Source organism: Anatilimnocola aggregata, from assembly GCF_007747655.1.
In the GTDB taxonomy this organism is placed as follows: domain Bacteria; phylum Planctomycetota; class Planctomycetia; order Pirellulales; family Pirellulaceae; genus Anatilimnocola; species Anatilimnocola aggregata.
This window is the reverse complement of sequence record NZ_CP036274.1, coordinates 7963950-7978603: the sequence shown is the minus strand read 5'-3', so window position 1 is coordinate 7978603 and position 14654 is coordinate 7963950. Positions and strand designations below refer to the sequence as shown.

At 58.8% G+C, this 14654-nt stretch carries 12 protein-coding genes; 6 read left to right on the top strand and 6 right to left on the bottom strand.

What is annotated here, in order from left to right; genetic code table 11:
• Nucleotides 1–27: 27 nt before the first annotated feature.
• From ETAA8_RS30360 to ETAA8_RS30350, 3 genes are all read right to left on the bottom strand, one after another.
• The gene (locus tag ETAA8_RS30360; protein ID WP_145097901.1) at nucleotides 28–1404 is read right to left on the bottom strand and encodes a neutral/alkaline non-lysosomal ceramidase N-terminal domain-containing protein; all 1377 of its coding nucleotides are present in this window, start codon (nucleotides 1402–1404) and stop codon (nucleotides 28–30) included.
• Between the two features lie 112 nt (nucleotides 1405–1516).
• Nucleotides 1517–2476: a DUF1559 family PulG-like putative transporter gene (locus tag ETAA8_RS30355; protein WP_145101112.1), complete on the bottom strand. Its 960-nt coding sequence runs from the start codon at nucleotides 2474–2476 to the stop codon at nucleotides 1517–1519.
• 124 nt (nucleotides 2477–2600) lie between these two features.
• The gene (locus tag ETAA8_RS30350) at nucleotides 2601–4415 is read right to left on the bottom strand and encodes an SLC13 family permease (RefSeq protein ID WP_202921357.1); all 1815 of its coding nucleotides are present in this window, start codon (nucleotides 4413–4415) and stop codon (nucleotides 2601–2603) included.
• A gap of 1123 nt (nucleotides 4416–5538) precedes the next feature.
• Here ETAA8_RS30350 and ETAA8_RS30345 point away from each other — a divergent pair.
• The 3 genes from ETAA8_RS30345 (at nucleotide 5539) to ETAA8_RS30335 (ending at nucleotide 8386) form a co-directional block, all read left to right on the top strand.
• Entirely contained in the window at nucleotides 5539–6054 is a 516-nt protein-coding gene (locus ETAA8_RS30345) for a YhcH/YjgK/YiaL family protein (RefSeq protein WP_145097899.1), read from the top strand.
• Between the two features lie 163 nt (nucleotides 6055–6217).
• Nucleotides 6218–7114: an AAA family ATPase gene (locus ETAA8_RS30340; RefSeq protein WP_238397836.1), complete on the top strand. Its 897-nt coding sequence runs from the start codon at nucleotides 6218–6220 to the stop codon at nucleotides 7112–7114.
• A 45-nt stretch (nucleotides 7115–7159) separates the two neighbouring features.
• The gene (locus ETAA8_RS30335; protein ID WP_145097893.1) at nucleotides 7160–8386 is read left to right on the top strand and encodes a DUF58 domain-containing protein; all 1227 of its coding nucleotides are present in this window, start codon (nucleotides 7160–7162) and stop codon (nucleotides 8384–8386) included.
• On the opposite strand, the gene ETAA8_RS30330 is transcribed toward ETAA8_RS30335, so the two are convergent.
• Nucleotides 8361–9347: a sensor histidine kinase gene (locus ETAA8_RS30330; protein ID WP_145097890.1), complete on the bottom strand. Its 987-nt coding sequence runs from the start codon at nucleotides 9345–9347 to the stop codon at nucleotides 8361–8363. The genes ETAA8_RS30335 and ETAA8_RS30330 overlap by 26 nt on opposite strands.
• On the bottom strand, nucleotides 9340–10146 hold the full coding sequence (locus ETAA8_RS30325) for a sulfite exporter TauE/SafE family protein (RefSeq protein WP_202921356.1): 807 nt from the start codon (nucleotides 10144–10146) through the stop codon (nucleotides 9340–9342). Before ETAA8_RS30325 ends, ETAA8_RS30330 begins: the two co-directional genes overlap by 8 nt.
• A 240-nt stretch (nucleotides 10147–10386) precedes the next feature.
• Between ETAA8_RS30325 and ETAA8_RS30320 the strand changes: the two genes are divergently transcribed.
• From ETAA8_RS30320 to ETAA8_RS30310, 3 genes are read left to right on the top strand one after another with little or no spacing between them, the layout of a single operon-like run.
• Nucleotides 10387–11139 carry an ABC transporter ATP-binding protein gene (locus tag ETAA8_RS30320; protein WP_145097885.1) on the top strand — a complete coding sequence of 251 codons (753 nt, stop codon included), beginning with the start codon at nucleotides 10387–10389 and terminating at the stop codon, nucleotides 11137–11139.
• Complete coding sequence (locus tag ETAA8_RS30315; RefSeq protein ID WP_145097883.1) at nucleotides 11139–13349, top strand: ABC transporter permease subunit/CPBP intramembrane protease; 2211 nt, start codon at nucleotides 11139–11141, stop codon at nucleotides 13347–13349. Before ETAA8_RS30320 ends, ETAA8_RS30315 begins: the two co-directional genes overlap by 1 nt.
• A complete protein-coding gene (locus ETAA8_RS30310) occupies nucleotides 13346–13780 on the top strand; it encodes an acyl-CoA thioesterase (protein ID WP_145097880.1) in 435 nt (144 codons plus the stop codon). The genes ETAA8_RS30315 and ETAA8_RS30310 overlap by 4 nt, the downstream gene beginning before the upstream one ends.
• A gap of 23 nt (nucleotides 13781–13803) precedes the next feature.
• Here ETAA8_RS30310 and ETAA8_RS30305 read toward each other — a convergent pair whose 3' ends face one another.
• A complete protein-coding gene (locus ETAA8_RS30305) occupies nucleotides 13804–14649 on the bottom strand; it encodes a sugar phosphate isomerase/epimerase family protein (protein WP_145097878.1) in 846 nt (281 codons plus the stop codon).
• Between the last annotated feature and the right edge of the window lie 5 nt (nucleotides 14650–14654).

The window sequence follows — 14654 nt, the reverse complement described above, 5'->3', positions numbered from 1 at the left end:
GTGTCAAAGCCTGTTTCGCTGCGGAATTTATGGTGTTTTTGCCTGCTGCAGCACTTCTTTCACAATCGACTCTTCAATTTCCGGAGCCCAAATAGTTGGCAGCCCGTAATAGACCATCGAGCCGCCTCCTTCGTAGCCTCCTTCAATCAGCACTCGCCGGCTGGGAATATAGGCCATCACATCGTTGGCATAACCGGCGACCCAAGTCTTCGTGCCGCGCAGATCGCTCTTCAATCGCAAGGCATAGTCGATCACGACTTCGCCGCCGAGGATTACCCACTGTACGTCGGGGCCCAATTGCCACACCGCGACGGGGTAAGGATAGTCGCTTCGCAGCGCCTTGCCTGCAGCCATATCGGCCAGCAGCATCTTGGCGCGGGCAGCCTGATATTTATCTTTGCCATCGGCGGCGGTTTGCAAATCCTCCTTGGTCGGCAACGTTCCCAGGGGTGCCGCGAGCTCGCGATAGGTCGTCTTCAGCGAACCGGTGAGCGGAGTTCCCGCTTGCTTCAAGGTGGCATCGACGGCATCAGCCATTTGACGACCATAATCCTCGGCCAGCGCCACCGTGCGACGCGGCAGCGGGTTTTGATCGGCACCACAGCCCGCCCAAAAAAGCGCCAGACAACCCGGATGTCGCTGTTCGAGTTCCAGCTGGGCATAGCCGGGCCAATCGCCGCACCAGTCATAGCCCGAAAGTACCGTCGCGTGACAGGCATAGCCAAACAGCAGGCCGCGTAGTTCACCTTGTTCGTTATGCACAGCCAAAACCGGCGCATCGTGATCGCTGGGGCCAAGAATTTTGCCGTCCGCGCGCAGTTGGGGGACTTCGGCCTCCTTATTGGTACGGCGATTAACCGCGAAGGTCGCCTTGCCACTAGCCCAGCTGAGCTTGGCGGGCTGGATGTCTTTCACGGCTGCCCCTGCCAACTCCACCAATTGGTCTTCCAGTTTTTGGGCATATTCGGCAATCAGTTCCTTTTGATCGGCTGGCAGCAGATACTCGTGCATCGGTCTCAGGTTCTTGCTCACCACGGGTCCGCTGTGTGTATGCGAGCAGAAGAGCGCCACCTGATCACGCTTCAGCCGGTGCTCTTTCTCAATCCGCTGACAGATCGACTGCGACAATATCCGGTCGATGCCAACCAGATCGAGCGTGATGGCCAGTGCCCGGTGGCCACTGGCGTCTTGCAGCACGATCGCCTTTGCCCACAGATCGGTCAACTTCCCTTCCGAAGGCTTGTTCCGCGCACCATAGCCGGCCATCCACATCGATTTCGTCGGCGTGATGTTGACTTTGGCCAGCCCTGCTTGCCAACTATCAGCAGCCAGAATCGATTGCGGCACGACCAGCGTGAGGAGTAGCGATAGCGCCAACGAACAGAGGCAATGATGCCAAGACATGAGTGGCTCCAGGCAGGCGGAGAGGAAGGCGGGCGATACACGCACGATGTTCCTAACTGAACGGTCGCGTGCTCAGGTGTCAATCGTTTCCAGCAGAGTACCGTAAAACGCTCTACGGCCAGTTTGTCAGGGGAACGCCGTCGGTGGGATCACAGGCCGCAGCCCACACGGCATCGGCAATCGAGTGCGGAATCGATTTCACGCTGCCGTCGGCCATGGCGACGATGATGCCGCCGGGATGGGGTGTTTGTGTCCGCAAATATTCGCAGTTGTTGTACCAATGCGGCGACTGCTGAAACTTGGCGCACGGCGGATAAGCTCCGGTCGCTAGGGCCGGCTCTTTGGATGGATTCAAACAAAACACGGGCCGCCAATTGAGGTTCGAATCGCACCACAGATTGCCGTTTGTGCCGCTACTGTTGACGACTCCCGTGTTACCGCAAATACCATAGCGCTCTGCCAAAACAATCGTGTTGCTAGTGCCATCGACAAGGCTGGCCAGGCGCGATTGCCCCTCTCGGCATTGGGCGACCGTCGTGCCCGACGGATTGCCAAGCACGTAGTAATTGCCGGCATAGTTGCTCGTCGCCCACGTGTTGGCACTGGCGTTGGTCGTGGTTCCAATTCCTTTGGGAGCACTGATCTCGCTCGGACAGAGATGAGCCTTGATTGGCGTGAAATAAACCGTTCGCCCGTTTACCACGGTTCCCACATTCATTGCCGATGCATCGTACAGCGGCTTCTGTTCGATGTACGGCAACAGCCAGGTAAAGAACGTAAAACCAATGGCTCCCTTAAACTTCTCTTGCGTGGCGTGGGCAGAAGTCCAGCCAGCCGACACCATCGGTGGCAACTGAAGATAGGCATCTTCGAAGTTATGCAACGACAGAACATGCTGCTTGAGGTTGTTCTGGCAAGTCGATCGGCGGGCCGATTCGCGGGCCGCTTGAACCGCCGGCAACAGGAGCGCCACCAGCACCCCAATGATCGCAATGACCACTAGCAATTCGACCAAAGTAAAACCGCGGTTCGCTACCGCGCACACAGGTCGACGAAACCGGCCAGACCGCATAACAAACTCTCCCAAGAAACGACCGAATGGTGCAAGGAGAGGGACGCCGCAGAATACCCAGGGAGAAAACTCTGGACAAGAGTTTTTTCGAGATTTTTCTTTGTTGGCGAATCAGGAGGGTTTATTAGAACGGAAAAATCCACGGCGTGATGATGATCGTCACGATGCCAATCAAGATATCAAGGGGCAGGCCGACGCGCACATAGTCGCTGAAGCGATAGCCACCCGGGCCGTAGACCATCAGATTCGTCTGGTACCCGATCGGGGTCGCAAAGCCGGCCGAAGCACCCATCATGATCACAATCACGAAGGGCATCGGGTTGACCCCCAGGTTGGAGGCGGTGGCCATGGCGAAGGGGAACATCAGTGCCGCCGCAGCAGTGTTGGTGATGAGCTCGGTCACGGTTACGGTCGTGAAATAGATGATCACCAGTGCCAGCCAAGGATTCGTCCCTGCCAGCGATAATAGTCCGTCGGCCACCTGCTTCGCCGCGCCGCTGACCTCCAGGGCCTTGCCCAAGGCGAAAGCTGCCGCAATGGCCAGCAGTACTTCCCAGTTGATGCTCTTGCGAGCATTCTCGACGGAAAGGCACCGCGTGAGGATCATCAGCCCGGCAACCAGAAACGCAGCAACGACCACTGGCAGAACTTCGATCGTGGTGAGGAACACCAGCATCATCAGCAGGCCAGTTGCAATCAGCGCTTTCTCATGATGAGGTGGCGTCGAATTCTCGACGGTCGAAACGAGAAAGAAATCTCGCGAACTTCGTTGCTGTTCGGCGAACGACGGATGCGCCTCGACCAGCAGCACGTCGCCCGGCTTGAGAATGATATCGCCGATCTTCTGATGCAGCCTCACACCATTGCGGGCAACGGCGACAACCACTGCGTTGTAGTGATTGCGGAAACGCGACTCGCGAATGGTGCTGCCGACAAACGGGCACGTGTTGCTAACCACCGCTTCGATCAAGCACCGCTGCGGACGAGGTGCCGACAGCTTGAAGACTTCGTCGGTTGCTGGAGCCAGGCCGCGAATCTTCTGCAACTCGACCACTGACTCTACATTACCCACGAACAGCAGCCGGTCGCCGCCATGCAAAATCTCTTGCGGCGAAACGGCAGGAATAACGACACCTTCCCGCTCGATCTCGGCCAGGAACAGCCCCGGCAAGTGTCGCAGTCCCGCGTTCTCGATCGACTTTCCCGCCAGCGGACTGCCGGGCTGCACGTGCATCTCAACGGTGTACTCACGCGGGTCGTCGGTCGTGCTGACGGCCGGGCGACGATCGGGAAGCAGAAAGTGGGCTGCAAAGATGATGTACAACGCCCCGATCAGCGCGGCCGGCAAGCCGACCCAAGTGATATCGAACATTCCCAGCGCGGGATGACCTTCCTTAATCCACATGCCTTGCACCACCAGGTTGGTGCTGGTGCCAATCAAAGTGCAGGTGCCACCCAGAATCGCGGCATAGCTAAGTGGAATCATCAACTTCGAGGCAGGAATTCGTTCGCGGCGGGCCAGGTCGCCGACGGCAGGAATAAGCATCGCCACCAGGGGCGTGTTGTTCATGAATGCGCTGAAGAACATCGTCGGAAAGACGAGTCGCGAAATGGCCGAGAGGGCAGTCTTCGGCCGCCCGAAGATTCGCTTGGCGATCCAATCGACGCCTCCGGTTTGCTGCACCCCGGCTCCGACCACAAACAGAATCGCGACCGTAATCATCCCCTCGTTCGACATGCCCGAGAGGGCTTCGCCGGGCGTCAGAATGCCCATCAGCACCAGCAGGCACACCCCCAAAATCAGCACCACGTCGGGAGCCAGATTGGTGAACGTGAGCAAACCAAGCGTGCCCAAGACCAGCGACAGCGTAAACTGCCCCTGCGTAAAGGGCAGGTAGTTCCAGATGAATCTCGGATCGAAGGCGGCAAGCAGCATCATGATCAATCATTGCGTGGCACGTTGACGTGTACGCGGCTGAGTCAGCGCGCCTTTGGTTCGCGACGACTCCGCCCCTGCGAATCACCATCGTCATCTCGACAGAAAGATCATTATGTTGATTTGCAAGAGTAACATTCTGGTTGCTAGCTATTGCCACTGCAAGCTACGCATGTTCCCGCCGCCAGTTGGTTGATTTCGTCAGGCAAAAATTTCCGGAATCCTGCCACAATCGCGCCTTCGCTCAGGGCTTCTTACCCGCCCTAAATCGGCAATGGAATCGGCTTGAACAGCCCACCAAACACCAGCCAACGGGGCTGTGGAAATTTCCGTAATTCGCATTTTTTCGCAGTTCCTTGTTTGGATCGTAAGATGCAATTCAGTAATCGGTTATGCCAATTTGATAGCGGAAATTCGCAGCCAAACCGCCAAAATCGATTTCCGGAAATTTCCACTAAAAATCCCCTCCCATCACCGCTTGGCAATCCATCACGTCAAGCGAAGCCGGAGCGAGTTAGTGGAGCGGTATGTTCCGTTAGTCATCAGCAACCGGGCGACATAACTTTCCTCTTTGCCAACGAAAATCCACGTAATTAACACACATCTGCTACCAAATTGAAAAGGAGCTGCTCGCCAACATTAGACGCTTGGCCCGTGACTAGTTTGGTCCCTGCAAGCAGCATTTTCTGACCATCCACGCTGGCACTTCTTTAGGAAACCCGAAGCGTCAGCGAGGAAAGCGAGCGTGAGGCAAGGAAGTGCAAGTCTCTCGCAATGCGTTGGGATGACTATCGCAGCACCATAGCGCGGGCAACTTCGAATGGTCTAACTCTCGCGACGGCTCTTAACCGCGATAAGCACGCGCCTCGCTCACGCTTCGGGTTACCTGAAATGCGGCAAAACCGAGGGTCAGTATCCCCGACATCATGCTGGCGGGAACGGCTACCGCATCTTCTAACTATCCACGCCAGTCCTTAGAGCTGCGGACGCCGAGGCCGATTCGCGTTTCGGGTCACCTCAGAAAGGGCTGGAGCGAACGCTCTCCCAGCCCGGCAAGGCGCGCGGGGCTGCGGTATGATAGACCCGCTTTGAATCCGGAATTCATTCTGCTGACGAGACACCGACCATGATTATCGACCACCTTTCCCGGGCCGATCTGTACCAAGGACTGGGACCGCGGTTCGCCCAGGCCTTCGACTTTTTGCGCTCTGCTGACGTCCTCAACCTGCCGCTCGGCAAGCACGAACTAGAGGGGGACAAACTGTTCGCCCTCGTGCAGGAGTACACTCCCAAACCGCGCTCGGTCGGCAAGTTCGAAGCCCACGAGCGGTACTGGGACGTGCAATTCGTCGCCCGCGGCGTCGAACGGATGGGCTGGGCTGCACGCTCGCGCCTGACGGTTACCGAACCTCACGATGCGACCAAGGACGTGGGCTTTTTCGCCGGTTCGGCCAGCGATCCGGGCGATTTCGTCCTGGTGCCTGCCAGCTTCTTTACCGTCTTCGGCCCCCACGATGCTCACATGCCCGGTGTCGCCGTCAGCGATGACCCCGCCAGCGACTTCACGCTATCTTCACACCTCTCCGGCCCCACCGAGCAACAGGTGCGAAAGATCGTCATCAAGGTCGATCCCCGCAATTGATAGGATGGCGGTGCGGGGCCTGTTCAGTCAGAATGCAAGAGTCGCTTGGCCCGTCTATTTGGAAGTACTTCTCTGCATGAACGTTGCCACCTCTCCTGCTGCTCGAACGGCCACTGGACCGCAGGCCACTATCGCTGAGCTGGTAGCGCGACTCGAAAAGAACATTTGCAGCGTGGTGCTGGGTAAGCCCGAAGTGGTGCGGATGTGTCTCGTCGCGCTTTTGTCGGGCGAGCATGTGCTGCTGGAAGATGTGCCAGGCGTGGGCAAGACTCTCGTGGCAAAGGCTTTAGCCAAGAGTGTTTCCGGGCATTTTTGTCGGCTACAGTTCACCCCCGATCTGCTCCCCAGCGACATTCTGGGGAGCACCGTTTATGACGCGAAGGACGCGAAGTTCGTGTTTCATCGCGGGCCCATCTTCGCCAACATCGTGCTCGCCGACGAAGTGAACCGGGCTCCACCCCGCACGCAAAGCGCGCTGCTCGAAGCAATGAGCGAAGGTCAAGTTTCGGTCGATGGCCAGACCATGCAGCTGCCTGTGCCGTTTCTGGTCATTGCCACGCAAAACCCTTACGAATACGAAGGGACTTACGCCCTTCCCGAGAGTCAGCTCGACCGGTTTCTGGTTCGCATCTCGGTGGGCTATCCGAACGCTGCCGACGAGCGGCGCGTGCTGTCGAGCCATCGCTTGGGCGAGCCTGTGCAAGATTTGCAGCCCGCCGTGACGGGCGAACAGATTCTGCAACTGCAGCAAGCCGTGCGGCAAGTGCGCGTGGACGATTCGCTCGGCGACTACCTGCTGGAGATCGTTCATCTCACGCGGCAATGTGCCGAACTGCGTGTCGGTGTGAGTACGCGCGGCGCGCTCAGTTTGTATCGGGCGGCCCAGTCGTTGGCCTTGATCGAAGGGCGCACCTTTGTGATTCCCGACGATATCAAACGCTTAACGCCTGCTGTGTTTGCTCATCGCGTGCTCCTCAAGGGGCTCGCTCGCACGTCGCACCGCGAAGCGGCCGAAGGGATCATTCGCCGCCTAACCGACCAGGTGGCCGTGCCGCGCTAGCGATTTCTGGAGCTGCCCCCTGCTCAGTCGTCGGCCTACGAAATTATGTCCTATCAACTGCAAGCCCGACTGACGCGCGAAGGCTGGTACTATCTGGCCGTGCTCGTCTTCATTGTCGGCGGCGCAGCGCTTTGCCACGTGAACTTGCTGGTTGTCTTGGGCGGCATGATGCTGGCCCCGCTGCTAATCAACTGGCGGTTGTCGCTGGCCAGCATGCGCGGCGTTTCAATCCGCCCGCTGCCGTTTCGCGCGGTGCATGCCGGGCAGCCGTTGATTGCCGAGTTCGAGATCAGCAATGAGCGCCGCTGGTTTGCCGCCTGGCTGTTAACTGTCGAAGATCGCTGGACGATGGATCGCTCGGTTCCGCCCGCCGGAGTGACCCCGCTGTTTGCCCGCCTGCGTGACGTGGCCGAATTGTTTCACTCGGTGCAGACGGTGGCGACGACGTTTTGCCCGCACCTGGGCCCCGGCGAATCGGTCCGCGTTCACTATGAACTGGTCTTTTCGCGCCGCGGCCAATACCGCTCGCCTGCGGTTCGCCTGCGAACTTGCTTTCCGCTTGGTCTGGTCGAAGCTGAGGTGCTGATTGCCGTGCCGCGCGCGGTGCTGATCTTGCCGCGCATCGGCCGCTTGAGTGCCGAGTGGACGCATCGAATTGCTGCTGCCATCAGTGGTGAAGGAGAGCCGCAATTGCGACAGCGGGCCAGCGACGGCGACTTCTTTGCGGTTCGCCCGTGGCAAGCGGGAGATAGTACTCGCTGGCTGCACTGGCGCACGACAGCCCGCGCGGGGCGACCGATGGTCAAGCAGTTCGAGCGCGAAGCGAGTCGGATGGTAGCCATCGTGCTCGATCCTTACTTGCCTCCAACTCCCACTGCTGGCGAGCAAGCTCGGCTCGAAGGTGCGATTAGTTTCGTCTGCACCGCGCTGGCAGATCTGGCCCAGCGCGACGTGGGTCAATTGGCGGTTTTGATCGCCAGTGCCGAGCAGCAGTGTTGGGTGGGTTCGCGTTCGCCCGTGTTTCTGGAAGAAGTCCTGGCCCAGCTGGCATTGCTCAAGAGCGAAACGAACGATCATCGGTCTGCCGCTGGCGCGAAATTAGAAGCTGAACTCCCTGCATCGGCCTGCGTGTTGGTGGTCAGTTCGCGTCCGGGCAGCGATGAACCGGAGATTCTGCCGCCCGGCGCTATTGAACAGACTTCGTCACTTTCGGCACAGCACACCATTCGCGTTGCCAGCGCCGAATTCAGCTCTCTGTATTCGTTGGAATAGGATTCGATGGACTAGGCTTGTCTTCGGTCTCGGCGAGGGCTGCGCGCTGTGTCCCTGGCAAATTTACCTCGAACATCGTCCCCCGGCCCTGCGGCCGATCGCGCACCTGGATCTGGCCGCGCAGGCGGCCGAGCAACGTGCGGACGATATGCAGCCCGAGACCCGTACCGGGCTTATCTCGTTCGAGCTCGCTCCCCAATCGCACGAAGCGGCCGAAGATTTTGCGGCGAAGTTCGGGGGGGATGCCGCGGCCATTATCGCAAACGCGGACAATCACGCGTCCCGATTCGCTGAAGTCCATTTTGACCTCGACGCTCGGATTCTCATCGGCTGCGTACTTCACGGCGTTATCGATCAGATTACGAAAGACCAGTTCGAGATCGACCCGGCGGCAATGAATGATTGCGGGGGCTAGGTCCAATCGGACCGTTTCGAGCGGGACCTGATGCCGCAAGCAAACTTGCTGAGTGCAACTGCGCAGGACGTCGTCAATTGCCACGTCGGCTTCTTCGCCGGGCTTAGCCACGCGATCCATGCGAGCCACATCGAGCAGGTGATTGATAAGTTGGTCGAGGCGCTCAACATCTTCGAGCATGTCTTTAAAGAACGATTCCTGCTCTGTTGGGCTGATCTGTCGCCGATTGAGCGTTTGAATGTAAAGCTTGAGCGAAGCGATGGGGGACTTCAATTCGTGGGTGACGCTATCGATAAAGTTCGACTGCCGCCGCGTAAGGTTGACTGCCTTGATCGACAGCACCAGATACATGATGACACCGAGCAAGATCAGAATGAGCAACGTCGTGCCGATGGATAGCCAAGCCCAATACCAGCCTGCGCCAGTGGGAGAACTGAGGAGCGCTATGACGAGCGTCAGAATCGTGCCGACCAGCATCAAGACCACGAGCACGATTAGCACGACGCCCAGCGTGATCGGCAAGCGGAGCGAGCGACGTTCAAACATGGCAGGCTCCGTGAGTGGTGTAAGGGGCTGATAAGCGAGCAGCAGCTGGTTTTGATTTTAGCATCGGCACGATGATCGAACTAAGTGCAATCACCACCAGAACGGCAATCGTCAGCCGGCGGATGACGTGATCGGGCAGGTGACTGCCGATCTTCAGTCCGATCAGCATGCCGATGATGAGCGAGGGAATGCCGGCCAGCCCAAGCCCGATGGCCCCGAAAATCTCGTCGCCAAAAAAGAGCCACAGGAAAAAAGCCTGCGGCAACATGCCGGTGCTGAAGATGAAATATAAAAAAGCCTTGGCCTTGATAATTGGCCAGCGATGAGCCATCACCCACAGCACCATCATCGGGCCACCCATGCCGCACAGTCCCAGCAGGAAGCCCCCGAAACTGAAAGCGAGAATCTCCCAAGCCCAGTGCAACTGATCTTGCGGCGGCACGCTAAGCAGCCATTGAGCGGCAAGAATCAGCAGGATGATGCAGCCGACGACTTGCGACGCCAGATCCTTGTTGGCGTTGCCGACCCAGTAGAGCGTTGCCACTCCCAGCGGCAACGTGATGAAACGAATGATCGTCGGGCGAAAGGCCACCCGAAAATCGATTTCTCGCCGCAGTCGCCAGGCACCCAGGGCGTTCTGCACCGTCGATGCGACCATATTGATCGACACCGCTTCGGGCGCGCTAATGCCCATCATCAGCAACAGCGGAATCGCGAACAGACCACCCGCAAAACCAACAGCCCCCTGCACCACGCTGCTGGCCAGCAAGATCAACAAAACCGTGAGGTAAGGGGGCACTGGGGAAGATAGATGTGGAAAGGAGGGGGGCGGGTAGAAGTGATTAGAATACTCGACAGTCGCGAGCAGAACCAATCGTCCTGTGTGGCGTTCAATAGCCAGGGAGCGAAATGCCCGGTTTTTCCGGCGAAGAACAAGCCTTTGTGAAGAAATTGTTCAACGGGCCATCGCCCTTAGTGCAGGGGATGCTGATAATGTCATGTTCCTGCTCGCTCCCCCGCACGTGCCGACTGAGGCGAAATGATCACCGTCGAACAGTTGACCAAGACATTCCCCAATCCAGGCCGCGATGTCGTCGCCGTCGACCACTTATCGCTGGTCGTACCCCGCGGTGAAGTTTACGGCCTGCTCGGCGAAAACGGAGCTGGCAAAACGACGACCCTGCGGATGATTCTGGGCCTGCTTGCGCCGACCAGTGGCTATGCCGAGGTCGATGGCTTTCGCTCGGTCGAATCCCCCGACGCCGTGAAGGCGCGCATTGGCCTGGTGAGTACCAGCGCCGGTTTGTACCAATGGCTGACGCCGCGCGAGTTACTCCTCTTCTTTGCCGATTTATATGGCGTGCCTGATGAAACAGCCGCCCAGAGTCTCGATAACCTCAGCCGGCTGTTTGATCTGAAAGATTTTCTCGACCGCCGCAGCGCTACCCTTAGCACAGGACAAAAGCAGCGGGTGAATCTCGCGCGCTCGTTGATTCACGATCCGCCGGTGCTGTTGCTCGACGAACCGACCCGCGGGCTCGATGTGCTTGGCAGCAAGGTGATTTTCGATTTCATCGCCGCGGCCCGAAATTTGGGCAAAGCGGTGATCGTCAGTACGCACCGCTTGGATGAAGCCGAACGGCTCTGCGATCGGTTTGGGCTGTTGCACAAAGGACGCTTGATGCACGAAGGAACGATGTCCGAACTGCGCATGCGGACGAGCTGCGACACGTTGACCGAAATGTTCTTGAAAGGACTTTCGGCCGCCGACTTGCTGGAGGCCCGGAACTGATGTCTGTCGAGCCAACACCTGCCGACAAGCTGGGCGTCGTCCGGCAATCGTGGGTTACCCGCGTCGTGCGCCTGACGCGCAAAGAACTGCGTGAGACGCTGCGTGATCGCCGCACCATCGTCACGCTGGTGCTGATGCCGCTGCTCCTCTATCCGATCATTAGCGTGGTCTTTCAGCAGTTCATGCTCCTTAGCGCACCGGCCGATAGTGCGATGCACTGGACCATTGCCGCCAGCGATGAATCGGAAGTTCTCGAACTGATGCAGCGCGTGAAGCTCGGCGATAGTTGGCTGCGCGAAACGGGCGAAATCAAGTCTGCCGCCGAGAACGTCGAAACCACCAAGCCCAGCGGTTCGGTGCCGAGTGCAACTTCGCTGTTGCAGCAAGCGTTGCCAGAGCCGCAACTCGATCGCATCCAAGGTGTCTACGATTCCGATTTGCTGGCGCTCGTCAATGGCGGGGTGGCCGATGTTGCCATTCGGGTCCACCAGCGGGATGAAGATGATCCGCAGCGACTGGATTTCGATCTGATTTATCTGCCGAAGAGTTCGTATGGCCGCGATCTGGCCAAGTTCATCGACCGCCGCCTGCGCGCCGCCAACGATGCCCTGCTGTATCGCGAATTGAAGATCCTGGGTGGCGATGATCGGCCGCGGATCAGTTGGTCGCACCAGCCCATTCGCACCGACGACGAGACGGTGCAGATCGCCTCATTGATTCCACTGATTTTGATTTTGATGACCATGACCGGCGCGGTTTATCCTGCGATCGACCTGACTGCCGGGGAGCGAGAGCGGGGCACGCTGGAAGCTTTGATGGCCGCCCCCGTCCCACGCTTGGGACTGCTCCTCGCCAAGTACTTTGCCGTGCTCTTCGTGGCACTGATGACCGCGGTCATCAACCTCACGGCCATGACAATCACCTTGCAGGCCAGCGGCCTGAGCAAACTGTTGCTGGGTCCGCACGGTTTGCCAATCTCTACCGTCTTTGCCGTGCTTGGCCTGCTGCTGCTGTTTGCTGCGTTTTTCTCGGCGGTAATGCTCACCGTCACCAGCTTTGCCCGTAGCTTTAAAGAGGCGCAGGCCTATCTGATTCCCCTCGTGCTCCTTTCGCTGGCTCCCGGATTTTTGAGCCTCCTGCCCGGATTGAAACTGGAAGGTGTGCTCGCGATTACGCCCCTGGCGAACATCGTGCTCCTCTCGCGCGACTTGCTGCAGAACCGCGCGGAGCCGATTGCCGCCGCCACCGCCGTGATAACGACCGTTTTGTATGCCCTCGCTGCCCTGGCTTTTGCGGCGAAGATCTTCGGCAGCGATGCCGTTCTGTATGGCAGTCAGGGAAGTTGGGCCGACTTGATGCGTCGCCCCTCCGAGCCGCAACCACTGCCGACGCTGGCTCAGGCAGCCACGGCAGTCGCCATCATTTACCCGAGCTACTTCGTGGTCAACGGCCTGCTTGGGCAAATGACCACAGGCACCATGCAGCAAAAGCTGACGTGGTCCGCCGCCGGTTTGGGGTTTGTCTTTTTCTTGATCCCGCTCGGTCTCTCCCTTTGGCAGCACTTGCGGCTAACGACCGCGTGGCAATTGCGAATCCCTTCGCCGCTGGCGGTCATCGGCGCGGGTTTGTTAGGACTCAGTTTGTGGCCGTTCGCGCACGAACTCGTCGTACTCGCGCAGCATCTGGGCATCTCGACACTCTCTTCGGCCGACCTGGCCAAGCTGATTCCCGGCGTCGAGAAGTTCATCGAGCAGTTGCAGCAGGTGCCGTTTGCGTTCGTGCTAATCTCGATGGCGATCATGCCGGCGATTTGCGAAGAACTGTTCTTTCGCGGCTATCTGCAGAATGCTCTACAACAGAAATTGCCCTACTGGGGAGCGATTTTGATTTCAGCGGCCCTCTTCGGTGTGTTTCACTTGTCGGTCGGCGGCCTGGCAGTACTCGAACGCGTGATTTCGAGCGCTATGCTTGGCCTCGTGCTGGGCTGGATCTGTTGGCGCAGCGGTAGCGTGTGGCCCGGCATGCTGCTTCACATGGTCCACAACGGTCTGCTGATGGCCATGGCCCGTTGGAAGTCGGACATTCAGAAGTTCGGCTTCGATCCCGAGAACGAATCGCACTTGCCGGGGCAGCTCCTCGCGGTGGCAGCGGTCATGGCGATTGTCGGTGCCGCCCTCGTGTTTGTTGGCAAACGCAAGGCGAGCCCATGACCGAGGGTTCGCCAGTTCCTTTTCGTCATGCCCGCCGGGTCGCATTCTCCGAAACCGATCTCACGGGCTGTCTGCACTTCGCAAATCTGCTGCGATATTTCGAAGAAGCCGAGCAGGCACTCTTTCGCTCGCTGGGCATTCCCATGCTCTGGCGACGAGATGATGGTGTCGAACAAGGCTGGCCGCGCGTCTCGGCCGCTTGCGACCTGCTGCTGCCGATTCAACTGGCCGACGAACTGCAAATCGAAGTTGCCATTGAGCGCCTGCGTCCCAGCAGTGTGATGTTGCAGTTCACGGTCTTTCGCCGGGAAGAACTCGTCGCCCGCGGTCGGTTGCGGCTGGCGTGCATTGCCGCCCGCCCCGGTCAACCGATGCGCGCGGCTCCCATTCCCGAAGATATGCAGCAGAAGTTTCGCGCGCTCATGGCCTAGCACTCGTCACGCGTGAGTGCGATCTAACCGAGAATCTTCTTCTTCAAACTACTCAGCAGGGCGAGTGCGCCGCCGATTTCGGCCTTCTGGCGAACAGGGTCCTGTGGGATTTCGCGTTCGATGGTGAGCGGGCCGCGGTAGCCAATTTCGAGCAGCTTGCGCAGGTAGTTTTCCATGCCGACGTCCCCTTCGCCGAGCGCGACTTCCTGCCCCCATTCCTGGCCCGGATTTTTCGCCCACTTGCCATCCTTGCAGTGGACGCTGCGAACGAACTTGCCCACCTCGGCGAGGGCGGCGATCGGTTCGCCGTTGCCATACAGAATCATGTTAGCGGGATCGAAGTTGATGTAGAGATTGTCCCGCTGTACATCGCCAATGAATTGCAGCAACCCAGCGGCCGATTCTTGTCCGGTCTCAAGATTGATCTGCTGACCGTTGCGATCGCAGTGATCGCAAATCTCGCGGGCGGTCGTCACGATCTGCTGGTACAGCGGATCGTGCTTATCGTGCGGCACAAAGCCAATGTGCATGCCGACGGTATTGCACCCCAGCAGCTTGGCGAAGTCGGCAATCTCTTTGGTCTCTTGGGTGCGGGCCGCGCGAGTCTCCGGCGGGACTAGGCCGACGGTCTTGGCCACCGTGGGAATATCGGCGTAGCTTTCCCCTTCAAATCCGCAGAAGACACACGTCAGCCGAATGTTGTAGTCGCCAATTTTCTTTAAGAAGGCATCAGCGGCCGCTTTGGTGCGGGTCGCTTCGTGCGGCGCGTGAATCTGAATCGTCGGAACGCCCAATTCGTGGGCTACTTCCAACTTCACACCGAGTCCGGCGTCGACACTAGTAAAAACTCCGAGCGGCCAGACTTCCATCGCAG